Here is a 22,843-nt window from a genome sequence, read left to right on the forward strand (position 1 = left end):
ACCGATCATCGGCATATACGGCAACCCGTCGGCAACGCGGGCGGTTGAGGCTGCGGAGCTTCCGGCGGCGATCCGTCAAGCCCGCGCCCACGCGACCGATGAAGCCCCTCCGACAGGGGAAGAGATCGAAAAAGTCCGACACAAGGAGCGCAGATCAAGGGGTTGTTCGGCCGGCAGACGACAGGCGGCGAGGGCGGGGACGCCGTGGCTGAGGCACGGCAGAACGCCACCGCCGTCAGTACCGTGGTGCGCGCCCTGCAGGGGGCCACGACCCCCGCCGAGGCGGCCCGCGCGGCGCTCGACGCCGTACGGGAGTGCTTCGGCTGGGTGTACGGCTCCTACTGGCGTGTCGACCCCGCGGCGAACGTCCTGCGCTTCGCGGTGGAGTCGGGCGACGCCGGCCCGGAGTTCCGCAAGGTCACTCTCGCCGCGTCCTTCGCCGAGGGCGTGGGCCTGTCGGGCCGGGCCTGGCGCGCCCAGGACCTGATCTTCGTCGCCGACCTGGGCGAGATGCACGACTGCGTCCGGGCGCCCGTGGCGCAGAAGGTCGGCGTGCGGAGCGGCATCTGTTTCCCGCTGACCGAGGACGGCCGGGTGGTCGGCACGATGGACTTCTTCGCCACCACCACGCTCGAGCCCTCCGAACAGCGCCTGGAGACGCTGCGCAGCATCGGGCTGCTCGTGTCCCAGGCCCTCGAACGGGTCAGCGCCGCCGAGCGGCAGGCGGACGCGGCCGCCGACGTCGCCGCGGTCAACACGATGCTGCGCCACCTGTCGCAGGCCACCGTGGAGTCCGACGCGATCCGGGAGGCGCTGGAGACGGTCCGCACCGGGTTCGGCTGGGCGTACGGGTCCTTCTGGAGCGTCGACGAGTCCCGCGGCGTGCTCACGTTCGGTGTGGAGTCGGGCGACGCCGGTACGGAGTTCCGCCAGGTGACCCGCTCGGCGACCTTCGCCCGCGGCGTCGGCCTGGCCGGCCGGACCTGGCAGGCGCAGGACATGATCTTCGTCGAGGACCTCGGTACGGTGACCGACTGCGTCCGCGCGCCCGCCGCCCAGCGCGCCGGTGTCGTCTCCGGCGTGTGCCTGCCGCTCGTCGTGCACGGCACGGTGATCGGCACGCTCGACTTCTTCGCCACCCAGCGGCTGTCGCTGTCCGAGAGCCGGTCCAGCGCGCTGCGCAACACCGCGTTCCTCATCGCCCAGGCGGTGCAGCGGATCCGGGAGAGCCGGCGGCTCAGCGCGGCCGGGGCCGAGCTCGTCACCTCGATCGAGGAGGCCGAGCGCAACGTCCTGCAGGCCACCCTGGTGGCCGGCCGCGCCACCGAGGTCACCGGCGAGGCGAACACCGTCGTGGGGCGGCTGTCGGAGTCCAGCAGCAAGATCGGCGACGTGGTCAAGGTGATCACCTCGATCGCCGGGCAGACCAACCTGCTGGCGCTGAACGCGACCATCGAGGCGGCCCGCGCGGGCGAGTCCGGCAAGGGCTTCGCCGTGGTGGCCACCGAGGTCAAGGAGCTGGCGCAGAGCACCGCCCGGGCCACCCAGGACGTGGCGACGCTGATCGCGGCGATCCAGCACGACGCCGGGAACGTCGTGCACTCGCTGGGCGCCATCGGCGAGATCGTGGGCGAGATCAACGAGACCCAGACGATGATCAGCAGCGTGCTCACCGAGCAGGCGGCCGTGACCCGCGACATCGTCGGTACGCAGGCCTGAGCCCGCCACCGCGCGGGGCGCACGGCGCGCACAAGATCCGGTACGTTGCGGACATGAGTGTGCGCTTCGGGGTGTTCGTGCCGCAGGGCTGGAAGATGGACCTGGTCGAGATCGCCGACCCGGTCGAGCAGTACGAGGCGATGACGGCGGTCGCCAGGGCCGCCGACGCCGGGCCGTGGGACTCGGTGTGGGTGTACGACCACTTCCACACCGTTCCCGAGCCGACCGTCAACACCACGTTCGAGTGCTGGACCGTCACCTCGACGCTGGCCCGCGACACCAGCCGGGTCAACATCGGCCAGATGGTCGGGTGCAACGGCTACCGCCAGCCGTCCCTCTACGCCAAGATCGCGTCCACCGTCGACGTGGCCAGCAACGGGCGCCTCTACGCGGGGCTCGGCGCCGGCTGGTACGAGCACGAGTGGAAGGCGTACGGCTACGAGTGGAAGGAGGTCCCGCAGCGCATGGGCGAGTTCCGCGAGGCCGTGGAGATCGTCCACCGCATGTGGACCGAGGAGCGGCCGGTGTTCCAGGGCAGGCACTACTCCATCGACGGGCCGATCAACGAGCCCAAGGGCGTCCGCAAGCCGCACCCGTCGTTCTGGCTGGGCGGCGGCGGCGAGAAGGTGACGCTCAAGCTCGTCGCCCAGTACGCCGACGCCTGCAACGTGGGCGCCGGCGACCCCGACCTGATCCGCCACAAGCTGGGCGTGCTGCGCGCGCACTGCGACAAGCTGGGCCGCGACTACGACACGATCATCAAGTCGACCACGCTGGAGCTGAACCCGGCGGCGCCGATGTCCGAGACGGCCGGGCGGGTCGAGCGGGCCGTCGAGGCGGGCGCCGACTACGTCATCCTCTACATTCCGCGGGTCGCGTACGACCACGAGCCGATGCTGCGCTTCGCGCAGGAGGTCATCCCGCAGTTCTCCTGACGCGACGCCGGCCGCGTGTGCGGCCGGCGCCCGTCATGCTCGCGCTAGTCGGCGGGCTGCGGGTCGCTGTCGAGGTCCTGCAGCTGGTGCGTGACGTGGCTGTGCAGGGCGGCCTGATAGCTCTGCGCGAGCTGGCCCAGCCGGTCGATCTCGTCGAGCAGCGCGGCCCGCTTGGCGCCCAGGCTGTTCATCGCGTCCGTGTGGTTGCGGCGCGCGTCGCCCTCGATCGTGCCCGCTTTGAGCTGCGCCTCCCCGGTGATCTGGCCGGCCTTGTCGCGGGCCTCGCTCAGCAGCGACTCGGACTCCAGCTGGGCGTCGCGCATGTGGTCGTCGGCGGTGCGCTGGGCCATCATCAGTACCCGGGCGGTGCGCTCGTCGTCGGCCGGCGCGGCGGCCGGCGGCGCGGACCGGGCGCTGCTGCGGGCGCGCTCCAGCTCGGCCTGCAGGTTGCGGGCGTTCTGCTCGGCGCGGGCCCGCGCCTCCTGCAGGCGCTCCAGCCGCGCGGCGACGTCGGCGAACTCGGAGTCCAGCACCATGGTGGACGCGGCGGACGGCGGGCCGCCCGGACCGCCCCGCTGGACCTGCTGGTGCAGCGCGCCGTTCTCCTCCAGCAGCCGGATCAGCTCCTGCTCCACCTCGTCGAGGAAGGCATCGACCTCGTCCCCGTCGTAGCCCCGCTTGCCGATCGGGGGCTTCTTGAAGGCGATGTTGTGGATGTCCGCCGGTGTGAGCGGCATTGCGTTCCTCGATTCACAGGGTGGGACTCGGTCGTGAGGGTCGATCCTATGCAACGCCCGCGAGCCGCCGGCGTGAGCGTGATCACCCCGGCGGGGACAATGCCCCTGACCAGCCCGAACTCGCCCGGCTCCGCGGTCAGCGGGGAGCCACCGGCCTGACGGCGGTGGGCCGTCCCGGCGGGCCGCCCCTGGCCGACCGGTACGCCGGCACCCCCACGCAGGTGAACAGCATCGCCTCCAGCGGCTCCCCCAGCAACGCCGGGATGTCACTGTCGAGGAACGTCATCCCGCTCGCGCCGGCGCCCAGGGCGTACGCGAGCAGGTGCAGCCGCCCCTCGACCAGCCCCGACGCCAGTTGCGCCGCGCGGTAACCGCTGTCGTCCAGCGCGGCCACGTCGGCGGCGGTGATGACGACGAAGGCGGCGTCCCGGGCGAGGGCCTGGTCCAGGCAGACCCGGTACAGCTCGTCGCGCAGGTTGCCGGCCCGCACCGGCTTGTCCAGCGCCGGCCACCGGTAGAGGCCCGGCTCGATCCCGCCGACGTCGTGCACCACCACGAAGTGCGGCAGGTCGACGCCGCGTACCGCCACGGCCATGCTGTCACGCAGGGCCTGCTCCGGAAGCCCGCGCCCCGGGTCCATCAAGCGCTGCGACCCGCGGGTCAGCACGACGGCCTCGAACGGATCGGCCGGCTCGGCGGGCACGCGTACGGCCGCGCCGGGCTCCCACGGCTCCCCCAGCGTATCCCCGGCACCCGCCCGCTGCGCCGCTGTGACCAGCGGAAACTCCAGTGGCGCAGCGTCAACCGCGCCCGCGACGGCGACTCCGGCCGGCCGCAGCACGGGCGCTCGCCCGCCGAGGGAGACGACCGCGACCGGGAATTCGTGTACGCCGTCAGCACCCACCAGCTCCGTCACGACGGCGTCGGGGAACCGGCTGTACAGCGCCGCGGGAATACCGGCCGAGGCGGCGGCCCCGGTCAGCTGCGACAGCATCGTGCCCAGGTCCCAGTAGACGTGCCGGTAGCCCCGCTCGCGGTAGCGCCAGCCGGTGCGCCACGGGACACCGGTGACGACCACCGTGACGTCCCCATTCCGCGGCGGCGGTCCTACCTGGACCAGTGCATGGCCCGCGGGGTCGTACCAGTGCACACCGGCCGGCAACGCTTTCCCATCTGGTACCGCTACGTACAGCTCCAGGGGGAACCGTCCGCCCGCGGACCCTGCGGCCCGGAACGGGTGGGTGCCGTACGCCCGCTCAGCGGTGCGCACGACGCCCGCGGACAGGAACAGGATCCGCGCGAGGTGGCCGAGGCTCAGCTCGGCCGGCTCGACCACGGCGGTGCCGGCGAGCACGCCGACGGCTGGGGCGGTGGTGGCGGGCAAGTCGCGGGGCAGCTCGACCCGGGGCAGATCGTCCGGATACCGCTTGACGAACCACGGCAGCCGGCTCAAATCGTTGACCTCGAGGTCCTGCACCACCGCCGGGTCGTCGGCCGGGTCGGTCCAGGACCGGGAGGGCTCGTACGAGGTCAGCCGGTGCAGCCGGTGCGTCGCGAGTTCCACGCCGCCGACTCTGCCGGATCACCGTCCCGCCGCGCCACCCGTGGGCCGTTCGGCCTCTGGCCCCGCGCTCCCGGTGTGGCTAACGTCCCTGTCGTCCCCGCAGACCACCGTCCCTACGGGAGGCCAAGATGTCCACGGCCCAGGTTCCGCCCCGCTGGTTCGTCCGGTCCGCCTGGGTGGTGCACCGGTTCCTGTACCGCGTCACCGGCGGCCGGCTCGGGCTCTGGCAGCCCCGGAAGGGCTGGGGCGCGCTGCGGCTGACCACGGTCGGGCGCCGCACCGGCGAGCCGCGCAGCGTGATCCTCGGCTACCTCGAGGACGGCTCCGATCTGGTCACGCTGGCGATGAACGGCTGGGGGCCCGCCGAGCCGGCGTGGTGGCTGAACCTGCAGGCCAACCCGGACGCCACCGTGGAGATGGTGGGCCTGCGCCGGCCCGTACGCGGGCACGCCGCGACCGGCGAGGAGCGGGAGCGGCTGTGGGCGCGCTGGCGGGAGGTCGACACCAAGCTGGACGCGTACGCGGCCCTGCGCCCGTCGGAGACCGCGGTGGTGGTGCTGACGCCGCGGTAAAGGCGTCGCCCCGGTGGTCATCGTCGTGTGAGGGTGGCCGGATGCCTCAACCTGTGCTGCGGACGACGCGGCTGCTGCTGACCCCGCTGGCGGACCGTCACCTCGAGCTGGAGGTGGAGCTGGACTCCGATCCCGAGGTGCTGCGGTATCTCTTCCCCGGGCCTCGTACCCGGGAGCAGGTGGTCACCTCGCACGCCGGGCGGATGGCGCTGGGCCGCAACGTGGACGGTCTCGGGTTCTGGATGGCGTTCGGCTCCGACGGTGCCCGGCCGGGTTCCGCGGCCCCGGAGAGCGAGGACGGCGCCGACTTCGTCGGGCTGATGATGCTGCCGCCCGCCCACGGTCCCGACCAGCCCGACGAGCCCGGGGTGTGCGAGCTGGGGTACCGCCTGGCCCGCCGGTTCTGGCGGCGGGGCCTGGCCACCGAGGCGTCCCGGGAGCTGCTGCGGCACGCCTTCGAGACGGCCGGCCAGGACCGGGCGATCGCGCAGACCATGGCGGTGAACCGGGGTTCGCAGGGTGTCATGAAGGCCGTCGGCATGCGCTACGTGCGCACGTTCTTCCCCGTCTGGGACGACCCGCTGCCCGGCTCCGAGGAGGGCGAGGTCGAGTACGAGATCACCCGGGAGGGGTGGGCGGCCGCTGCCGGCCGGCGGCCGTGACGAGCGCCCGGGCCGCCGCGGTGGCCCGCGCGGCGATCGCGTCGACGGTGGTGGACGTCCGCGAGAAGAAGCCGTCCTGCACCAGCGACGTGTACCCGTGCGCCACCGCGATCGTCTCCTCGACCAGCAGCACGGCCTCCTGATAGGACGCCGAGCCGGTCGCCGTGGCCAGGTCGAGCAGGGTGGTCATGAGCGCCCGGGTGTGCTCGCGGCGGGCGTCGCCGGGCAGGCCGTACAGCTCGGCGGCGTAGATGATCTGGAAGCCCGCGCCGGTGCGGACCACGTACCGGACGTAGGCGCCGGCGACCGAGGCCAGGCGCGCGTCCGGGTCCGGGCCCACCGCCTCGGCCGCGGCGGTGATCGCCTCCCGCAGGTCGCGGGCAGCCTCCGCCGAGACGGCGCCGAGCAGGTGCGCGCGGTCGGGGAAGTGCCGGTACGGAGCGGCGGAGCTCACCCCGAGCCGGCGCGCGACGGCGGCGACGGAGAAGCCGCGCAGGCCTCCCTCGGCGAGCAGCTCGAAGCTGGCCCGTACGAGCGCCGCACGCAGCGACCCGTGGTGGTAGCCCCGTTGCGCCGACACGTCCGCCCTCTCGCTTGCCCGGATGTAAGTGGAGTCTTACATTAGCAGGTGATAGCCCTCTTACATTGGCGGAGGCACTGTGAGCATCCGGCTCGGGTACCAGATCCCGAACTACACCTACCCCGGCGTCCCGGTCGAGAACCTCTTCGACACCGTCGTCGCGCAGGCCCGCGAGGCCGAGGCGGCGGGATTCGACACCGTCCTGGTGATGGACCACTTCTACCAACTGCCGGGCATCGGCGCGCCGGAGAACGCGATGCTCGAGGCGTACACGACGCTCGGCGCGCTGGCGTCGGCCACCTCGACGATCCAGCTGTCCGCCCTGGTCACCGGCAACACGTACCGCAATCCCGCGCTGCTGGCGAAGACCGTGACCACCCTGGACGTGGTCTCCAAGGGCCGGGCGATCCTGGGCATCGGCGCGGGCTGGTTCGAGCGCGAGCACCACGACTACGGCTTCGAGTTCGGCACGTTCGGGCAGCGTTTCGAACGGCTCGAGGAGGCGCTGACGATCATCGCCCCGATGCTGCGGGGTGAGGCGGCGAGCCTCGACGGGAAGTGGTACACGGCCCGGGGCGCCATGAACAACCCGCGGCTGCGCCCTTCCATCCCGATCATGCTGGGCGGCAGCGGGGAGCAGAAGACCTTCCGCCTGGCCGCCCGCTTCGCCGACCACATGAACATCATCTGCGACGTCGCGGACCTGGCGCGCAAGGTGGCCGTGCTGCGCGAGCGGTGCGAGGAGATCGGCCGCGACCCCGCCACGCTGAAGACCAGCTACCTGGCCATGGGCATGGTGGGCGAGACCGAGCAGGAGGCGAAGGAGCTCGGCGAGAGCATCCCGGAGGACCGCCGGAACCGCGCCTTCCTCGGCACCGCCGAGCAGGTCGCCGAGCAGCTGCGGGAGCGGGTGCTGGGCGCCGGCATCGAGGGCCTCACCATCAACCTCATCCGCAACGGCCACCGTCCCGGCATGGTCACGCGGGTGGGCGAGGCCCTGAAGCCCCTGGTCAGCGCCTGAGCTGCCGTCCCGCGGCCGGGCATGGACCCGCCGGCCGCGGGACGGGGACTCAGGAGTCCTCGGGGTCGTCCGGCGGGAACGACGGCCACGGCGGCGGCGTGACCGACGGATCGGCGGTCGGCGGCGTCCCGGTGACCGGCCCCGACGGGATGGGATGCCCCGGCGGCAGCGGCACGTCGTCGCTGCTCTGCACCACCGGCGGGCGGCCGGGCGGCGTGGTGTCGGCGAACGCCGGCCAGGCGGTGGCGGCGACACCGATCGCTACGGCCGCCGCGGCGGCGACGGACAGGACATGGGTACGGTGCATGGCGATCCCCCGTGGTTCACGCGGCCCCGGCGGCCGCTCGACGCGGGACGCTATCAACGATCGACGGCGGCCGCTGTCCCGACGTACACCGTGTTGGTCGAGGTGCGCCCCTGCAGCGGGTTCGGGAACTCCACCACCTCGGCACGGGCCGTCGCGAACACCTCCCCCAGCAGGGCGGTGAAGGCGTCGTCGGGCGGATCGTTCGACCAGAGCCCGAAGACGCCGCCGGGATGCAGGTGCGCGGCGAGCCGGCGCAGGCCGTCCGCGGTGTAGAACGCGGCGTGCCCGGGATGCAGCAGGTGGCTCGGGCTGTGGTCGATGTCGAGCAGCACCGCGTGCACCCGCCGGCCGGGGGCCGCGGGGTCGTACCCGGCCGGGTCGGCGGTCACGGCGAAGAAGTCGGCGTGCACCAGGCGGCACCGCGGATCCTTGGCCACCGCGTCGGCGAACGGGAGCAGCCCGCGCCGGTGCCACGAGATCACCTCCTCGATGGCGTCCACCACCACCAGCGAGCGCACCCGTGGATCCTCGAGGACGGTACGGGCCGTGTACCCCAGCCCGAGCCCGCCGACGACCACGTCCAGCCCGTCCCGCTCCGCCACCTCGGCCAGGCCCAGGCGGGCGAGCTCGATCTCGGCGACCGTGAACAGGCTCGACATGAGGAACTCGTCGCCGAGCTTCACCTCGTACACCTCGGCGCCGAGCATCGGATCCCGCCGCCGGCGCAGGCTGATCTCGCCCATCGGGGTCTCCCGCCAGGCCAACTCCTCGAACCGCAGACTCATGCGGCCATGCTCCACCCCGGACGCCCCCCGCGCCGTCCGCCACGGCGGTGACATCCGGGCGATGGCCGCCACTTCACCGCTGGGTGCGCGCATGATGACCTTATGTGCGGTTCGGTGTCCGCGATCGGCCTCCACGACCGGGAACGGCTGCTGTGGCCGTACCTGCGGGAGCGCCTGCGCGTGCCCGGGCAGCTCATGTCCCTGCAGCGTGGCGTCCTCGGCGATGCCGAGGTCGCCGTCGTCGCGGCCGTGACCCCGCAGGGCCGGGCGACGATCCTCGCGCTGCTGGCGAGCACCGAGGAGATCGCGCAGGAGATCCTGCTGCCCGCCGGGCTGGTGGTGCCGCCCGGTCAGGATCGGATCGTACGGGCGAAGGTCGGCGACTACGACGCGGACATCCTGGTACGCACCGGCCCGCACGGCGTGCCCGAGCCACTGGCCGTCCTCGCCACGCCGTGGATCGAGCAGCACCTGCTGCTGTACGCCCGCGACCTCTGGCACCGGCGCTGAACGCTACATCCGCATGGCCATGGGCAGCGCGAACAACGCCAGGTTGGCGGCGGCCAGGACGATCACGATCCCCAGGTACGGCGTGAGCGTCGCGGTCATGGTGGCGCCGTCGCCGCCCCACCGGCCCCGGGCGATCCGGTACACCGCATAGGCCGACCCGGCGATGCCGAGGGCGAGGATCGCGTACTGGAGCACCTGGATCGTGCCGGTGCCGACGAGCGCCGGGGAGCCGTCGCCGTGCGCCCCGCCCAGCGCCGCGACCGCCGTGTAGTAGACGGACTTGCCCTCGGCCAGCAGGTGGAACAGGTTGTGCGCGATGTGCCCGGCGACGTCCAGCGGGATCAGGGCGTACCCGAACCGCGCGAAGTTGCGGGCCACCGACTCGTCGTTGCGGCGCGCGGCCACGGTGGAGCCCAGCCACAGCAGGGTGACCGGCGCGCCCACGGCGACCACGAACGCGATCGTGAAGATCACCGGGTAGCTGCCGATGCCGGTGGTGCGCTCGATCCAGGCCAGCACGTCCTGCCAGACCCGCAGCATGGTGAGGTTCTGGATGAGCACGATGCCCATGATGGCCATGGCCAGGAACGACTGTTCGATCTTCGGGTCGCGGATGAACCACAGCTCCCTGCTGGGCAGCCGCGGGGTCAGCCGGATCGCGTCGTTCGGGCAGTTGACGATGCAGTTGGCGCACAGGTTGCAGTTCGCCGACGAGTCCATCGTGCGCGGGAACTCGAAGAGCGGGCAGGCCGGCGCCTTCTCACCGCCGTTGAAGCAGACCGCCCGGGACGTACAGGTGGCACAGACGGACGCGTCCGCGCGCAGCTCGAGACCCCCGACGCGGGCATAGTTGCCGGACAGGCCGCCGAGGAAGCACAGGTACCGGCAGAACGTGCGCCGGGTGAAGAACGCGCCGGACGCCACGACCGCGGTGATGAGCAGCAGGAGCAGCACGCCGGTGCCCCACGGCGACTCGACGATCCCCCACACGTGGTCGGACCAGGTGATCAGGATGAACTGCGCGTCGATGATCCAGATGCCGTACCGGCGGAGGAACCGCGGCACCGGCCGCTGCGCCCCGACCAGGCCCTGAACCAGGTCGGACAGCTTGCCGAACGGGCAGACCGCGCACCAGAACCGGCCCACCGCGACGAACACGATCGGGATCAGCGGCCACCACAGCACCCACACCAGCGCGGTGCCGAGGTTGTCGTGGGCGGTCTGCGGGCCGGCCAGCAGCTGCCAGACCACGAGGGCGAACACGGCGACCGCGATCCACTGGAACAGGCCGGGATACCAGCGGCTGCGGACCGCGCGGGACACGAGCGGCACGTCGAGCAGGTTGCGCGGCCGCGGGGCCGGTGCCTGCGAGCGGTCGCGGGGCGGGGCGGTGGGCAGGCTCATGAGGTCGTCCCCTCAGAGGGCCGGTACGGCCGGGCGGCGGACAGGACGGCCGCGGCGGGTGCGGCGGCGGACGAGCGCGGCGGCGCCCAGGATCGCGACGTTGACCGCGGCGAACCCGGCGACGACGGCGGTACGGGTGGCGGCCGGCGTACCCGGCCCATCCCCGCCGTCCTGATGCGACACCGCGGCGGCGGCGTGCTGATGGGTCGCCGCGGGTGCCGGGGCGGCCATGTCGGCATCGCTCATGCCGGGCATGTCGTGGGTGTGCCCCGCCGAGGTCGCCGGGGCGGGGCTCGTCTCGTGCTGGTGGCCCGGCGTGGCGTGGTCGTGCTGGCTGCCCGGGGCCGCGGCGTGCGTGTGTGCGGCCGGGGTCGCCGTCCCGCCGCCGGCGAACCCTGCGACGGTGTACCCGACCGCCACGCCGAAGGCCACCATGAGGGGGACCACCGCGCACATCACGAGGTTGCGTCTCATCGGGCGGCCGTCACTCGCCGGCCGGGAACGCGTACGACGCCGGCGGGCCGGCGTGCTGCGCCGCCGTGCCAAAGATCAGCGCGATCTCCTGGTGCTCGGCCAGCACGATCGCCGACGGGTCGCCCTCGACCGGCGTGCCGTCGACGTACGCCCGGAACTGCCGGTCGCCGCCGGCCCGCAGCCCGCCGAGGTGGTCGGCGCCGGCCGACACCTGCCACTCGGTGAGGAACTGGCCGAGGGTGAACGTGGCCTGCACGGGCGACTCGACGTGGATGATCGCGTCGTCGCCGTGGGTGTGCAGCGGGCTGATCCGCTGGTTGACGTCGTCCACCCCGATCCCCGCGGGTACGGGCACCGCCCGCCCGTCGACGATGACATCGAGGTGGGCGTGGAAGTGCGCGACCGTCCCCTCCTCGCCGAGCATCGGCAGGCCGGCGGCCTTGACCGCGGCGGCGACGTCCGTAGGGGCCGGCCACGGCGGTGCGGAGGTACGGCCCTGCGAGTCGGTCCGCGGCGCGGCGGGCATGTCGTGGCTCGCCGGTGTCCCGCCGCGGCCGCTGAAGACCACGACCGCACCGATGATCACGCCGAGCAGCAGGGCGGCGCCGGACACCGCGGCCCACCACCCCCATCCGTTCCGCGTGTCCACGGCGGCCGGCGCCGGCCTGCCCCGCGCCGGCGGCCGTGCGCCACCGCCTGTGGTCCGGTGACTCTCTCGGGTGCGAGTGGTCGGCATCACAACTCTCCAGCCCCGGACCGTTCCGTCAGGTCCGCCATCCCCACGGTCGGCTCCGGGCGTCAAGATCTACCCGGGCGCTCCATGAAGATTCACTGAAGCCGCCCCGCGCATTGGGAAGGATGAGGGCATGAACGCACGGGTCCTGGTGGTGGAGGACGAGCGCAGCCTCGCCCGGGTCGTGGCCAGCTATCTGCGCAGCGACGGGCACGAGGTGGACTGCGTCTTCGACGGCCCGGCGGCGGTCGCCACGGCGCGGGAACGGCCGCCGGACGTGATCGTGCTCGACCTGGGCCTGCCCGGCCTGGACGGCGTCGAGGTGTGCCGGCAGGTCCGCACGTTCAGCGACTGCTACGTCGTCATGCTCACCGCGCGCGCCGACGAGGTGGACAAGCTCGTCGGCCTCGGGGTGGGCGCCGACGACTACCTGACCAAGCCGGCCAGCCCCCGCGAGCTGGTCGCACGGGTACGCGCCATGCTGCGCCGCCCCCGCGGTCCCGGCGCGGCCGGCACCGGCGGCGAGCCCGACCCCACCCGGGTCTTCGGGGCGTTGCGGCTCGACCCGCTCGCCCGGGAGGTGCGGGTGGACGGTACGCCGGTCGAGCTGACCCGTACCGAGTTCGACCTGCTCGCCGCGCTGTCCGGGCGCCCGCGGATGGCGTTCTCGCGCCGGCAGCTGATCGAGGCGGTGTGGGGTGAGGGCTGGGTCGGCGACGAGCACCTCGTCGACGTGCACGTCGGGCATCTGCGGCGCAAGCTCGGCGACGACCCGGCAGCGCCGCGCTTCATCCGTACCGTGCGCGGGGTCGGGTACCGGATGGGTGAGGGATGAGGCGCCGGAGGATCGGGCTGGCCGCCCGCCTGTTCGCCGCACAGACCCTCGTCGTGCTGGTCGGCGTGGTCACCGCCAGCCTCGTCGCCGCCGTGGTCGGCCCGGCCATCTTCCGCGGGCACCTGCACCACGCCGGTGAGATCAGCGCGGAGACCGGACGGCACGTCGAGGAGGCGTACGGCTCGGCGAACGCGGTGGCGCTCGGCGTGGCGCTGCTGTGTGCGCTCGTCGCCGGCCTGGCGGTCAGCGCCTTCGTCGCCCGCCGGGTCGCGCATCCGATCGGCCAGCTCGCCCACATCGCCGGGGAGATCACCGACGGCCGGTACGAGGTCCGCGCGCCGGCGCCCGGGATCGGCGCGGAGTTCGACACCGTCGCCGAGGCGTTCAACACGATGGCCGGCCGGCTGCAGGACATCGAGACGACCCGGCGCCGGCTGCTCGGCGACCTCGGGCACGAGATGCGTACGCCGCTGGCCACGATCGAGGCGTACCTGGACGCCGCCGAGGACGGCATCGGCGTGGACGACGAGGACACGCTGACCGTGCTGCGCACCCAGACCGGCCGGCTACGGCGCCTCGCCGAGGACCTCGCCGCCGTCTCCCTCGCCGAGGAGCGCCGCGTCGACCTGCACACGGAACCGGTCGCACCGGCCGAGCTCGTCGGGGCCGCGGTGGCCGCCGCGGCTCCCCGCTACGCCGCGGCCGGCGTGGCCCTCGACGCCGGCGCCGCGGCCGGGCTGCCGAGTGTCGACGCGGATCCGCAACGGCTCGGCCAGGTGCTGGGCAACCTGCTGGACAACGCCCTGCGCCACACCCCGGCCGGTGGGAGCGTCACGGTCACCGCGGACCTGGCCGGCGACCGGCTGCGCCTGCGGGTGGCGGACACCGGCGAGGGCATCCCCGCCGAGCACCTGCCGCACGTGTTCGAACGCTTCTACCGCGCGGACTCCGCCCGGGACCGCGCGCGGGGCGGCTCGGGCATCGGCCTGGCGATCGTGCGGGCGATCGTGTCAGCGCACGGGGGCGGGGTCTCCGCCCACAGCGACGGGCCTGGCCGGGGCGCCACCTTCACGGTGACCCTGCCGCTGGCCGCACCGCGCTGATGACAGGCCGGGCTTTGCCGACGCCACGGCGACCAGGACATCTCGGTGTCACCCGTCCTGGTCACCGACGGCGCCGCACATCAGGCGCGGCCGTGCTGGGCGATCATCAGCCGTACCCGATGTCTGCCCGCTTTCAGGCGGGCCGAGACACCCACCCTGTTGTGATCCCGGCTGCAAGTTCACGGCGGGTGGTCAGGGCGACGCCGTCGTGGTGGTCGAGGCTGCCCGGGTCGGTGAAGGCGATCCAGCCGCCGCGGGTCAGGACGAGTTCGATGAGTTCGTCGACGGCGTCGTCGATGACGTCTGGGGATTCAGGGTCGTCGGCGGAGGTGAGGGTGTCGCCGTCGTCGGACAGACGGGCCGGGTAGAACAAAGTTTCGTCGACGGCGAGCATTTCCGGATGGTGGGTACGGGCGGTGAGCCAGGCGGCGGGCATGCCGGATGCCACTCGGCCGGCCGAGGTGCGCTGGTCGATGAGAGCAAGTGCTTCCTGCTGGCGGCGGTGCAGGTAGTCCTCCAGCACGGAGCGGATGCGGGTGCTGAGCAGGCCGCGGTGGGCGTGGGTGAGGTTCGCGGTGACGGTGCCGGCGAGGCGGGCGCAGTTGGTGGAGATGCGGCGAAACGTCGCGATGGCGCGGTCGCTGCCGACCAGTACCAGCGGTGCGGGGTGCAGGCGCAGGTAGGTGCCCAGGGCGGCGTCCACGTGCCGGTAGAACTCGAGGTCGTCGTGGTCGCTGCCACGCGCGGGCCGGTCGCCGCGCCCGCGGCTGCGACCCTCGGGTCGTGGGATGGCGGTCAGCGGGAAGGTGGCGCCCAGCGCGGGGACCAGAGTTTCGCCGACGGCGTCGAAAAGGCGGGCGTTGCCGGAGTTGAGTGCCAGGACCAGGTGGCGCGGTGTGCGGTGCAGGGCGCGCACGAGGTCGCGGGTGGCGAAAGTCGGATCGATGACGGCGCGCTCGCGCACGGCGATGGGCAGGCGGATGAGCGCGCCGGTGCTCGCGGAGGCGTACAGGGCCAGCGCGTAGGTGGTGGGGCCGCGGCGGGCCTGGGCAACGAGGTCGTGCAGGCGGCGCACGGCGGGGGCGGCGGCTTGGGGTTGAAGTTCGGCGCGGACCCGGTCGACGGCTTGGGTGGTCAGGGAGTCGAGGCGCAGCGCGTCGGCGCGGGTCAATTGCGCCGCGGGTGTGGTGGACAGCAGGACGCTGACGGCGGGGTATTCGCGTACCTGCTGCAGGGCGGTGATCTGCGCGGCCGTGGGGACGGTGGCGGTAGGCGCCGACGGCGCGGTGGCGGGCGGTGTCACGGGTTCCTCCATCTCGACGGGGCGGGCGGAGCCGGCGCGTCGCCGATGAGCGCTGCGGCGGCAGTCAGGGTGGCGGGGGTGCTGAGGTGCAGCAGCGGGGCGGCTCGGGCGACGGTGAGCCGGCCGGTGACGATTTCGACCAGGCGCAGATCGGCGCCGATGATGGTGGGGAGCCCACCGACGCTGGTGGCTGCGGTGGTGCGCGGGTCGGTGAGCAGCGGCAGCACAGTCGCGGTCATCGGTGGACTCCCATCGGATGCGAGCTCGGTATGGCTGGGTCAGCTGCGGGACGACGGTGCGCCGGACGGGGCGGCCGGGTCGCCGAGCGGGGTGGTGGCGCGGGTGGCGCGCAGGCTCCACACGATCGAGGTCGCGATCGTCACGACGATGACGCCGAGGGTGACCGGGATGGGGAGTTTGCCGATCGGGGTTTCGGACAGGATGAGTTTGACGCCGGCGAAGGCCAGCAGGACGGCGAGCCCGTAGTGCAGGTGCACGAAGCGGCGCAGCAGTCCGGCGAGGCAGAAGTACAGGCTGCGCAAGCCGAGGATGGCGAACGCATTGGCGGTCCAGACGATGAAGGTGCTGGTGGTGATGGCCAGGATCGCCGCCACACTGTCGATGGCGAAGATCAGGTCGGTGGCCTCGACCGCGATCAGGACGACGAACAGCAGCGTCGCGACGCGTTTGCCGTTGGCCTTCGTGAAGAACTTGTCGCCGTGGTAGTCCGCGTCGGTGGGGATGATCTTGCGGACGAGGCGGACGACGGGATTGCGGTCCGGGGGAGTCTGGGCGCCGTGGCGGAACGCCATTTTGTAGCCGGTGTAGATCAGGAACGCGCCGAACAGGTAGGCGGTCCAGAAGAACGTCTCGAGCAGTTCCGCGCCGACGAAGATGAACACGAGCCGGAAGATCAGGGCGCCGATGACACCCCAGAACAGCACCTTGTGCTGGAACGCGGGCGGTACGGCGAAGTAGGTGAAGATCAGCGCGAAAACGAACACGTTGTCGATCGACAGGGCTTTCTCGATGAGGTAGCCGGCGTAATAGGTGCCGGCGACATCACCGCCCTGCCAGGCCCAGAGGACGACACCGAACAGCAGGCCGGCGGCGATCCAGATACCGGACCAGATGGCGGCTTCGCGGAAGCCGATGACGTGGTTGTCGCGGTGCAGGAACAGGTCCACCGCGAGCATCGCGGCGACCGCCAGCATCACTACGGCCCAGATCCACCAGGAGACAGACAACGGGGAGACCTTTCGTCCAGCCGAACCCAGGGGTGGGCCGGCGCTGCTGGACGAAGGTCTCCCCGGGCCACCGCAACCGGTGGCTGCGCCGCCGGGGCCTGGATAGCCGGGCCCGTACTGACGACGGCGCGTCGAGCGTCTGGGTACTCCCCCTCGAACTACGTACTAGTATTCATGAAATATGCTTCGCACGTCAAGGGCTTCGACGTAAAAGGGCGATGCTGCTTTCGTGTGTCCGGTTGCGTACATTGAGGGCGCACACCGCTGCCCCGACCCGTACGGATGGTGATCAGGTGCCTCTGACAGCGCAGGCCCGCACGACGCGCGGGGTGAAGGAGTGGACGTTTCTGACGAACCACGCCCACGTCCTGCTGGCCATCGCCCGGGAGCCGACGGCGCGGCTGCGGGATGTCGCAGAGGCAGTAGGCATCACCGAACGCGCCGCGCAGGCCATTGTCGCCGACCTCGAAGCGGCCGATTACCTCACCCGTGAACGCGTCGGGCGCCGCAACCAGTACACCCTCAACCCGGCCGGTCGGTTCCGGCACCCGGCCGAAGCGGACCGTAGTATCGGTGACCTGCTCCAGCTGTTCACCGGTTTGTCGAATCCCTGATCCGCAGCGCCCCGTCATCCGACCGTCTCGTCCCCGCCCATCGGCCGGTGCCCTGCCCAGCGAGATATCGGCGGGCCGTCGGACGGCCGGCTCCTCAGCCGAGCAGCAACTCGAGCGGCCCGGACGGCAGCGCGATCAGCCCTCCGTCCGGGCCACGCCGCGGTCCGCCGTCGTGGCGCGCCCGAGGGCGACCGCGCGGGCCGCCAGGGCCGCCACCACCGCGTCGAGCGCGTGGTCGCTGCGGCGGCACACCGCCTCGTGCTCCCCCAGCCGCAGCCACGGTGCCGCGGCGAGGAGGCCGTCGACGACCGCGCGGAGGGCCTGCCGGTTCCGGGCGGTCTTGTAGCCGCGCCACGGCAGCCCCCACAGCTTGAGGGACGCCGCCGGGTAGACCTCGGCGATCGCCCCCGCGCCGGTACGGTCCACGTCGACGCCGTCCGCGGCCAGCGCCGCCTGCAGGGCGGCGCAGCGCATCGCCGTGTGGCCGATCCGGTCGGCCGACACGCTCAGCGGCACGAGGCCGGTCGCGGCGCGCACCACCTCGTCGGTGTGCCGCCAGGCGAGGCCGCGCCGCCAGGCCCGGTCCGCCGGCCCGGCCGGGACGGGGACGGGTCCCGCCCGGTGCGCGCCGACGAACGACACGAACGCCTCCGGCCAGCCGAGCGGGCAGTCGATCCCGGTCTTCGCCGCGCCCCGCACCGCCGCCAGCACGGCGTCGTCGCCGGCCGGGCACACCAGGCCGGTGACCTCGGCGCCGTCCGCCGCCCAGGTCAGGATCGCGACCGCGGTGCCGTCCGGCTCCGCGGCGAGGTCGACGCCGGCTGTTCGCATCCCGGCACGGTAGCGCCGGTCCGCCGGGCGAGGACGTGCAGGGCGAACAGGCCGTACCCGATGAGCGGCGGGATGAGGACCGGGTGCACCAGCGCGGCCAGCAGCAGGGTGAGCATCACCACCGCGGTCGCCGCGGCGAGCGGGGCGGGCCGGGCCATGGTCCGGGCCGTCGCGAGCGGGGCGGGCCCGGATGCGGCGACGGCGAGCAGGCCGGCGAACCCCAGGCCCGCCGCCGCGACCGCCAGCAGCGGGACGATCAGGACCGGCGCGCCCGGCACCGCGCCCGAGAGCAACGCCAGGACGTCCACGATCACCAGGGCGACGAGCAGGACCGCGGCGGCCGACGCTGCCAGGCCCGGCAGCAGTGCCCGGCGGAAGGTCCGCAAGCATGCCCGGGGCGCCGGCCAGGTGTCGTGGTCGAGGTGGTGGCGGATCGCGGCGCTGCCGGTGGCGACCGCGGCGCCCGCTGTCACCACCGGAAGCGCCGCCCCCGTGACGAGGAAGCCCAGCAGGGCCATGTCCGCCGCCGCGCGGACGGTGTCGCGCCAGCCGTGCCGCACGCCGGTCACCCCTTCAGCCCGCTGGTGTTGATGCCCTCGACGAGCAGGCGCTGGAAAGCCACGAAGAACAGGAACACGGGTACGAGCGACAGCAGCGACATGGCGAACATGGGCCCGACCGCGCTCTCGCTGGTGGAGTCGATGAACAGGGTGAGCGCCACGGGGACGGTGTAGTCCTTGAGGTCGGACAGGTACACCAGCTGGCGGAAGAAGTCGTTCCAGGTCCAGATGAACGAGAAGATCGCCGTGGTGACCAGCGCCGGGCGGCTCAGCGGCAGGATGACGTGCCGGAACACCCGGTACGGCGAGGCGCCGTCGATGATGGCGGCCTCGTCGAGCTCGCGCGGGATCCCCCGCATGAACTGGACCATGAGGAAGACGAAGAACGCCTCGGTGGCCAGGAAGTGCGGGACGAGCAGCGGCAGGTACGGCCAGTCCCCGCCGACCCAGCCGAGGTTCCGGAACAGGATGTACTGCGGGATGATCAGTACGTGCCCGGGCAGCAGCAGGGTCCCGATCATCACCGCGAACCACATGCCGCGCAGCCGGAACCGCAGGCGGCCCAGGGCGTACGCGGCCAGCAGGCACGACACCACATTGCCGGCCACGGTCAGCAGCGACACCATGGCGCTGTTGACGAAGAACCGGCCGAAGCCGACGTCGAACTTGTGCCAGCCCTCGGCGAAGTTGCCGGGCGTCAGGTGCTCCGGCACGAGCCCGATGTTGTTGACGATCTCCTCGGGCGACTTGAACGACGTGCCGACCATCCACACCAGCGGGTAGAGCACGACGGCGACGATGAGGATCAGCGCGGCGTAGCGCAGCGGGCGGCGCATCACTGTCCCTCGCTGTCGGAGTAGTGGACCCAGAAGCGGCCGGTGCGGAACAGCACCGCCGTGATGAGGCCGATCGCCAGCAGGAACACCCAGGCCATCGCCGAGGCGTAGCCCATCTCCAGCCGGACGAATCCGTTGATGTACAGGTTCAGCGTGTACATCAGGGTGGAGTCGACCGGGCCGCCGGTGCCGTTGCTGAGCACGAACGCCGACGTGAAGCCCTGGAAACCGTGGATCGTCTCCAGCACCAGGTTGAAGAAGATCACCGGGGACAGCATCGGCAGCGTGATGTGCGCGAACTGCCGCCACGCGCCGGCCCCGTCGACCGCGGCGGCCTCGTACAGCTCGGCGGGCACCTGTTTGAGCCCGGCCAGGAAGATGACCATCGGCGCGCCGAACTGCCAGACCGCCAGCAGCATGAGGGTCTCGAGGGCCCATGTCGGATCGTTGACCCAGGGCGCGCCGTTGACGCCGACGAGGGCGAGCAGCGAGTTGAACGCGCCGTCGCGGTTGAACATGCTGACCCAGACGATGGCCAGGGCGACGCTGCCGCCGAGCAGCGACGGCAGGTAGAACAGGCCGCGGAACAGGCCCACCCCGCGGAACGCCCGGTTGAGCAGCAGGGCCACGCCGAGCGCGGCGGCGAGTTTCACCGGTACGGCGATCAGCGCGAACGTCACGGTGACGCGGACCGCGTGCCAGTACGCCGGGTCCGAGGTGAACATCCGCTCGTAGTTGTCCCAGCCCACCCACTGCGCGTCGGACAGCGGCGTGAGCACGTCGTAGTCGGTGAAGCTGAGGTAGAGCGAGAGCAGCATGGGGATCGCGGTGATCGCCATGAGCCCGAGCAGCCACGGGCCGAGGAACAGGTACCCGGGCAGGTTCTCGCGCCGCCGGGCCCGCACGGAGCCCCGCCGGCCGGCGGCGGGACCCCGGGGTGCGGGCGGTTCGGTGCGCGCGGGGGTGTGCACCGCGGTCAAGGCTCAGCCCTGACCGATCGCGGCCTTGGCGGCGGCGTGGAATGCGGCGCCGGCCGCGGCCGGGGTCTGGCGCCCGTACTGGACCTCCTCGGCCGACTTGGTCAGCTCGGTCTTGATCTTGCTGTGCCCGGGCAGCGGCACGGCCGGCGGCGGGCCGAACGTCTTCGCGAGCTCGGCCTCGACGGCGATGGACTGCTTCATCGCGGGGTCGTCGACGGAGTCGGCCACCTGCTTGCGCACGTCCAGGTTGGACGGCAGCCCGCGGTCGGTGCCGAGGATCTTGCCGGCCTCCGGGTCGTTGGCGAGGAAGTTCATGACGTCGACGGCGACGTCCTTGTGCGGGCTGCCGCGGAACACCGAGAAGTACATGGAGGCGCGGGCCCACTGGGCGCTCGGATCGCCCGGGTACGCGACCACGCCGAGCTCGTTCTTGGTGTTCTTCTTGAGCTCGGGCATCTGGTTGGCCCACACCCAGCTGGTGGCGGCCTTGCCGGTGACCACGAGCTGCTTGCTGACGTCGGTGACGTTGCCCTCGTGGATCACGTCGGCGGTCGGCGTGGCGCCCCGGTCGCGGGCGCCCTTCCACAGGTCGAACCACGCCGTGGCGTCCTGCTCGGTGAAGCCCAGGTCCTTGCCCTTGTAGAGGTCCTTGCCCTGCTGGCGCAGCCACACCCAGAACGCCTTGTAGTCGGCGCTGGGGTCCTGCGTGCCGGGCACCTTCGCGGTCTTCGAGACGTTCTCGGCCCAGGCGATGAACGCCTCCCAGCTCATGCCGGTCGTGGGTGCGGGCAGCTTGAACCGGTCGAGCAGCGTCTTGTCGTAGACCAGCCCCTGGGTGTTCTCGCCGGACGCGACACCGGCCAGCTTGCCGTCGACGACGCCGTACTGCCACAGGCTCTCCGGGAACTTGGACAGGTCGAGACGCCCGTCGTTCTTGTACGGCGTGAGGTCCAGCGTGACGTTGCGGGTGGCGTACTCGGCGATGTAGTTGTCGTCGAGCTGGAACAGGTCGGGGGCGTTGCCGCCCGCGGTCAGCGTGGCGAGCTTGTCGAAGTAGCCCTGGTTGGCCTGCCACGTCTTCTTGAACGTCACCTCGGGGTGCCTGCGGGTGTAGAGGTCGAGGGCCTGTTCGGTGAGGGCGGCGCGGGCCTCGGCGCCCCACCAGAACACCGACAGCTCGGTCTTGCCGCTGCCGGAGGAGTCGTCGCCGCAGGCCGCGGCGCCGATCAGCAGGGGCAGGGTCAGCGCCGCGGCGAGCAGGCGCCGCCGCGAGGTGTGCCCGGTCGGCGGGGTACGGTGAGCGCGCGTGGGCCGCGCGTCCCCCCGCGGGGTCGTGGTGCGAGACATGGCACTTCTCCTCGTCAGTGGGAGGCGACTCCGGGTGCCGGGGCGGCGACCACGTCGCCCGGGTCCGCAGGGCAGTGCGGGCCCGGGCCCGGGCCCGTCGAGTCACGGATGACCAGTTCGGTCTGCAGGTTCACCAGAGCGGTGGTGCGGCGGTCGTCGCCGTGCGCGAGCAGCATGTCGACGGCCGCCCGACCGGCGGCGGCGGTGGGGGTCGCCACCGTGGTCAGCTTGGGGCGGGTGAGGCGGCTCAGCATGATGTCGTCGATCCCGACGACGCTGACATCCCCGGGGACCCGCAGGCCGCGCTGCTGCAGTCCCTCGATGAGCCCGAGGGCCATCAGATCGTTGTACGCCAGCACCGCGGTGACACCGGGCCGGACGTGGTCGGCGACGGCGAGCCCGCCGTCCTCGGTGGGCGGGTTGGGGCCGAGCACGGTCAGCTCCGCCCCGGCGGCGCGGGCGGCGGCGGTGGCCGAGCGGCGGATCTCCTTGCTGGTCCACGAACCGCGGGGGCCGGCCGCGAGGGCGAGCGTGCGGTGCCCGAGGCCGGTGAGGTGCTCGATGGCGAGGCGGGCGCCCCGGGCGACGTCCATCACGACGGCGGGCAGGCCGGCGATCTGGCGGTTGACGACGACCAGCGGCACCTCGCGGCTGAGCTGTTCGATGAGGCTGTTGCTCATGCGGGGGCTGCACAGCAGGATGCCGTCGACCTGTTTGGCCAGCGCCCGGACGAGCTCCTCCTCGGCGGCCGCGTCCTCGTTGGTGTCGGCGACGAACACGTGGTGGTCGTGGCGGCGGGCCTGGCTCTCGGCGGCCTTGATCAGCGGCGGGAAGAACGGGTTGGCGATGTCGGCGACGATCAGGCCGATGTTGAACGTCCGGCCGGTGATCAGCGCCCGGGCCGCCCGGTTGGGCCGGTAGCCGAGCTGTTCCGCGCAGGCCAGCACGCGGGTCCGGGTCTCCACGTTGACCAGGTGCGGGGCGGAGAAGGTCCGGGACACCGTGGAGATGTGCACCCCGGAGGCCCGGGCGACGTCGCGGATCGTGGCCGGCACGTCCGCCTCCTCTCCGCCTCGCCAAGACAGTGACGACGGTCACTGCGTGCGACTATTAATGCAAGCGGTTGCAGCACTGTCAATGCCTCAAACCCAATGCATCGCTCGGTTTTGTTGACGCCCGGACAT

Annotated in this window: 26 protein-coding genes; 9 read left to right on the forward strand and 17 right to left on the reverse strand. The window is 72.4% G+C overall.

Translation table 11 applies throughout. The features are described 5' to 3' along the window. Positions 1–204: 204 nt before the first annotated feature. Together IT780_RS41520 and IT780_RS02970 are read left to right on the forward strand one after the other, a co-directional pair. On the forward strand, positions 205–1,719 hold the full coding sequence (locus IT780_RS41520; RefSeq protein WP_199509786.1) for a GAF domain-containing protein: 1,515 nt from the start codon (positions 205–207) through the stop codon (positions 1,717–1,719). Positions 1,720–1,772: 53 nt separating this feature from the next. Continuing rightward, a complete protein-coding gene (locus IT780_RS02970; RefSeq protein WP_199509787.1) occupies positions 1,773–2,654 on the forward strand; it encodes an LLM class F420-dependent oxidoreductase in 882 nt (293 codons plus the stop codon). Positions 2,655–2,698: 44 nt separating this feature from the next. Here IT780_RS02970 and IT780_RS02975 read toward each other — a convergent pair whose 3' ends face one another. Both IT780_RS02975 and IT780_RS02980 read right to left on the reverse strand, forming a co-directional pair. Next, positions 2,699–3,391 carry a DivIVA domain-containing protein gene (locus IT780_RS02975; protein ID WP_199509788.1) on the reverse strand — a complete coding sequence of 231 codons (693 nt, stop codon included), beginning with the start codon at positions 3,389–3,391 and terminating at the stop codon, positions 2,699–2,701. 136 nt (positions 3,392–3,527) lie between these two features. Continuing rightward, on the reverse strand, positions 3,528–4,955 hold the full coding sequence (locus tag IT780_RS02980) for a nitroreductase family protein (protein WP_307831005.1): 1,428 nt from the start codon (positions 4,953–4,955) through the stop codon (positions 3,528–3,530). A 128-nt stretch (positions 4,956–5,083) separates the two neighbouring features. Between IT780_RS02980 and IT780_RS02985 the strand changes: the two genes are divergently transcribed. Together IT780_RS02985 and IT780_RS02990 are read left to right on the forward strand one after the other, a co-directional pair. Further along, on the forward strand, positions 5,084–5,527 hold the full coding sequence (locus IT780_RS02985) for a nitroreductase/quinone reductase family protein (RefSeq protein ID WP_199509789.1): 444 nt from the start codon (positions 5,084–5,086) through the stop codon (positions 5,525–5,527). A 41-nt stretch (positions 5,528–5,568) separates the two neighbouring features. Next, on the forward strand, positions 5,569–6,189 hold the full coding sequence (locus IT780_RS02990; protein WP_199509790.1) for a GNAT family N-acetyltransferase: 621 nt from the start codon (positions 5,569–5,571) through the stop codon (positions 6,187–6,189). Here the strand turns inward: IT780_RS02990 and IT780_RS02995 are convergent. Continuing rightward, positions 6,146–6,769: a TetR/AcrR family transcriptional regulator gene (locus IT780_RS02995; protein ID WP_199509791.1), complete on the reverse strand. Its 624-nt coding sequence runs from the start codon at positions 6,767–6,769 to the stop codon at positions 6,146–6,148. The genes IT780_RS02990 and IT780_RS02995 overlap by 44 nt on opposite strands. Positions 6,770–6,848: 79 nt before the next feature. On the opposite strand from IT780_RS02995, the gene IT780_RS03000 reads away from it, so the two are divergent. After that, positions 6,849–7,790: an LLM class F420-dependent oxidoreductase gene (locus tag IT780_RS03000; RefSeq protein ID WP_199509792.1), complete on the forward strand. Its 942-nt coding sequence runs from the start codon at positions 6,849–6,851 to the stop codon at positions 7,788–7,790. A 49-nt stretch (positions 7,791–7,839) separates the two neighbouring features. Here the strand turns inward: IT780_RS03000 and IT780_RS03005 are convergent, their stop codons facing one another. Together IT780_RS03005 and IT780_RS03010 are read right to left on the reverse strand one after the other, a co-directional pair. Then, positions 7,840–8,097, reverse strand: coding sequence for a hypothetical protein (locus IT780_RS03005; protein ID WP_199509793.1), 258 nt, complete (start codon positions 8,095–8,097; stop codon positions 7,840–7,842). Positions 8,098–8,150: 53 nt separating this feature from the next. Beyond that, complete coding sequence (locus tag IT780_RS03010) at positions 8,151–8,882, reverse strand: polyamine aminopropyltransferase (protein ID WP_199509794.1); 732 nt, start codon at positions 8,880–8,882, stop codon at positions 8,151–8,153. A gap of 102 nt (positions 8,883–8,984) precedes the next feature. On the opposite strand from IT780_RS03010, the gene IT780_RS03015 reads away from it, so the two are divergent. Continuing rightward, the gene (locus tag IT780_RS03015; RefSeq protein WP_233412055.1) at positions 8,985–9,392 is read left to right on the forward strand and encodes a hypothetical protein; all 408 of its coding nucleotides are present in this window, start codon (positions 8,985–8,987) and stop codon (positions 9,390–9,392) included. A gap of 3 nt (positions 9,393–9,395) precedes the next feature. On the opposite strand, the gene IT780_RS03020 is transcribed toward IT780_RS03015, so the two are convergent. From IT780_RS03020 to IT780_RS03030, 3 genes are read right to left on the reverse strand one after another with little or no spacing between them, the layout of a single operon-like run. Beyond that, complete coding sequence (locus tag IT780_RS03020) at positions 9,396–10,796, reverse strand: 4Fe-4S binding protein (protein ID WP_199509796.1); 1,401 nt, start codon at positions 10,794–10,796, stop codon at positions 9,396–9,398. A gap of 12 nt (positions 10,797–10,808) precedes the next feature. Then, positions 10,809–11,270, reverse strand: coding sequence for a hypothetical protein (locus IT780_RS03025; RefSeq protein WP_199509797.1), 462 nt, complete (start codon positions 11,268–11,270; stop codon positions 10,809–10,811). A gap of 10 nt (positions 11,271–11,280) precedes the next feature. After that, a complete protein-coding gene (locus tag IT780_RS03030; protein WP_199509798.1) occupies positions 11,281–11,883 on the reverse strand; it encodes a hypothetical protein in 603 nt (200 codons plus the stop codon). A 253-nt stretch (positions 11,884–12,136) separates the two neighbouring features. On the opposite strand from IT780_RS03030, the gene IT780_RS03035 reads away from it, so the two are divergent. Both IT780_RS03035 and IT780_RS03040 read left to right on the forward strand, forming a co-directional pair. Further along, positions 12,137–12,838 (forward strand): winged helix-turn-helix domain-containing protein, encoded by a 702-nt coding sequence (locus IT780_RS03035; RefSeq protein WP_199509799.1) that lies wholly within the window; start codon positions 12,137–12,139, stop codon positions 12,836–12,838. Continuing rightward, the gene (locus IT780_RS03040) at positions 12,835–13,941 is read left to right on the forward strand and encodes a sensor histidine kinase (RefSeq protein WP_199509800.1); all 1,107 of its coding nucleotides are present in this window, start codon (positions 12,835–12,837) and stop codon (positions 13,939–13,941) included. The genes IT780_RS03035 and IT780_RS03040 overlap by 4 nt, the downstream gene beginning before the upstream one ends. 133 nt (positions 13,942–14,074) lie before the next feature. On the opposite strand, the gene IT780_RS03045 is transcribed toward IT780_RS03040, so the two are convergent. Genes IT780_RS03045 through IT780_RS03055 form a run of 3 tightly spaced genes read right to left on the reverse strand, consistent with a single transcriptional unit; the run spans position 14,075 to position 16,491 of the window. Next, positions 14,075–15,244 carry a baeRF3 domain-containing protein gene (locus tag IT780_RS03045; RefSeq protein ID WP_199509801.1) on the reverse strand — a complete coding sequence of 390 codons (1,170 nt, stop codon included), beginning with the start codon at positions 15,242–15,244 and terminating at the stop codon, positions 14,075–14,077. Then, on the reverse strand, positions 15,241–15,483 hold the full coding sequence (locus IT780_RS03050) for a hypothetical protein (protein WP_199509802.1): 243 nt from the start codon (positions 15,481–15,483) through the stop codon (positions 15,241–15,243). Before IT780_RS03050 ends, IT780_RS03045 begins: the two co-directional genes overlap by 4 nt. Before the next feature lie 39 nt (positions 15,484–15,522). Then, the gene (locus IT780_RS03055; protein WP_199509803.1) at positions 15,523–16,491 is read right to left on the reverse strand and encodes a TerC family protein; all 969 of its coding nucleotides are present in this window, start codon (positions 16,489–16,491) and stop codon (positions 15,523–15,525) included. Positions 16,492–16,784: 293 nt separating this feature from the next. Here IT780_RS03055 and IT780_RS03060 point away from each other — a divergent pair, with 293 nt between their 5' ends. Next, a complete protein-coding gene (locus IT780_RS03060) occupies positions 16,785–17,105 on the forward strand; it encodes a helix-turn-helix transcriptional regulator (RefSeq protein ID WP_307831006.1) in 321 nt (106 codons plus the stop codon). Positions 17,106–17,240: 135 nt separating this feature from the next. Here the strand turns inward: IT780_RS03060 and IT780_RS03065 are convergent, their stop codons facing one another. From IT780_RS03065 to IT780_RS03090, 6 genes are read right to left on the reverse strand one after another with little or no spacing between them, the layout of a single operon-like run. Beyond that, positions 17,241–17,936, reverse strand: coding sequence for a DUF429 domain-containing protein (locus tag IT780_RS03065; RefSeq protein ID WP_233412057.1), 696 nt, complete (start codon positions 17,934–17,936; stop codon positions 17,241–17,243). Beyond that, on the reverse strand, positions 17,876–18,496 hold the full coding sequence (locus IT780_RS03070) for a hypothetical protein (RefSeq protein WP_233412058.1): 621 nt from the start codon (positions 18,494–18,496) through the stop codon (positions 17,876–17,878). The genes IT780_RS03065 and IT780_RS03070 overlap by 61 nt, the downstream gene beginning before the upstream one ends. A 5-nt stretch (positions 18,497–18,501) precedes the next feature. Next, positions 18,502–19,332 (reverse strand): carbohydrate ABC transporter permease, encoded by an 831-nt coding sequence (locus tag IT780_RS03075; protein WP_199509806.1) that lies wholly within the window; start codon positions 19,330–19,332, stop codon positions 18,502–18,504. Continuing rightward, positions 19,332–20,303, reverse strand: a complete 972-nt coding sequence (locus tag IT780_RS03080; protein ID WP_372443593.1) for a carbohydrate ABC transporter permease — start codon at positions 20,301–20,303, stop codon at positions 19,332–19,334. The genes IT780_RS03075 and IT780_RS03080 overlap by 1 nt, the downstream gene beginning before the upstream one ends. A gap of 12 nt (positions 20,304–20,315) precedes the next feature. After that, a complete protein-coding gene (locus tag IT780_RS03085; RefSeq protein ID WP_199509808.1) occupies positions 20,316–21,659 on the reverse strand; it encodes an ABC transporter substrate-binding protein in 1,344 nt (447 codons plus the stop codon). A 14-nt stretch (positions 21,660–21,673) separates the two neighbouring features. Continuing rightward, positions 21,674–22,714, reverse strand: a complete 1,041-nt coding sequence (locus IT780_RS03090) for a LacI family DNA-binding transcriptional regulator (RefSeq protein ID WP_199509809.1) — start codon at positions 22,712–22,714, stop codon at positions 21,674–21,676. Positions 22,715–22,843: the final 129 nt, after the last annotated feature.

This window comes from Nucisporomicrobium flavum (assembly GCF_016464385.1).
GTDB classification, from domain to species: Bacteria; Actinomycetota; Actinomycetes; order Mycobacteriales; family Micromonosporaceae; genus Actinoplanes; species Actinoplanes flavus_A.

Bases quoted from the DNA above. Each gene is read 5' to 3' on its own strand.
- IT780_RS02985 (WP_199509789.1), top strand. From the start codon at position 5,084: ATGTCCACGGCCCAGGTTCCGCCCCGCTGGTTCGTCCGGTCCGCCTGG.
- IT780_RS03015 (WP_233412055.1), top strand. From the start codon at position 8,985: ATGTGCGGTTCGGTGTCCGCGATCGGCCTCCACGACCGGGAACGGCTG.
- IT780_RS02970 (WP_199509787.1), top strand. From the start codon at position 1,773: ATGAGTGTGCGCTTCGGGGTGTTCGTGCCGCAGGGCTGGAAGATGGAC.
- IT780_RS03075 (WP_199509806.1), bottom strand. From the start codon at position 19,332: ATGCGCCGCCCGCTGCGCTACGCCGCGCTGATCCTCATCGTCGCCGTC.
- IT780_RS03035 (WP_199509799.1), top strand. From the start codon at position 12,137: ATGAACGCACGGGTCCTGGTGGTGGAGGACGAGCGCAGCCTCGCCCGG.
- IT780_RS03040 (WP_199509800.1), top strand. From the start codon at position 12,835: ATGAGGCGCCGGAGGATCGGGCTGGCCGCCCGCCTGTTCGCCGCACAG.
- IT780_RS02990 (WP_199509790.1), top strand. From the start codon at position 5,569: ATGCCTCAACCTGTGCTGCGGACGACGCGGCTGCTGCTGACCCCGCTG.
- IT780_RS03025 (WP_199509797.1), bottom strand. From the start codon at position 11,270: ATGAGACGCAACCTCGTGATGTGCGCGGTGGTCCCCCTCATGGTGGCC.
- IT780_RS02975 (WP_199509788.1), bottom strand. From the start codon at position 3,391: ATGCCGCTCACACCGGCGGACATCCACAACATCGCCTTCAAGAAGCCC.
- IT780_RS03010 (WP_199509794.1), bottom strand. From the start codon at position 8,882: ATGAGTCTGCGGTTCGAGGAGTTGGCCTGGCGGGAGACCCCGATGGGC.
- IT780_RS03005 (WP_199509793.1), bottom strand. From the start codon at position 8,097: ATGCACCGTACCCATGTCCTGTCCGTCGCCGCCGCGGCGGCCGTAGCG.
- IT780_RS03065 (WP_233412057.1), bottom strand. From the start codon at position 17,936: ATGCGAACAGCCGGCGTCGACCTCGCCGCGGAGCCGGACGGCACCGCG.
- IT780_RS03085 (WP_199509808.1), bottom strand. From the start codon at position 21,659: ATGTCTCGCACCACGACCCCGCGGGGGGACGCGCGGCCCACGCGCGCT.
- IT780_RS03020 (WP_199509796.1), bottom strand. From the start codon at position 10,796: ATGAGCCTGCCCACCGCCCCGCCCCGCGACCGCTCGCAGGCACCGGCC.
- IT780_RS03050 (WP_199509802.1), bottom strand. From the start codon at position 15,483: ATGACCGCGACTGTGCTGCCGCTGCTCACCGACCCGCGCACCACCGCA.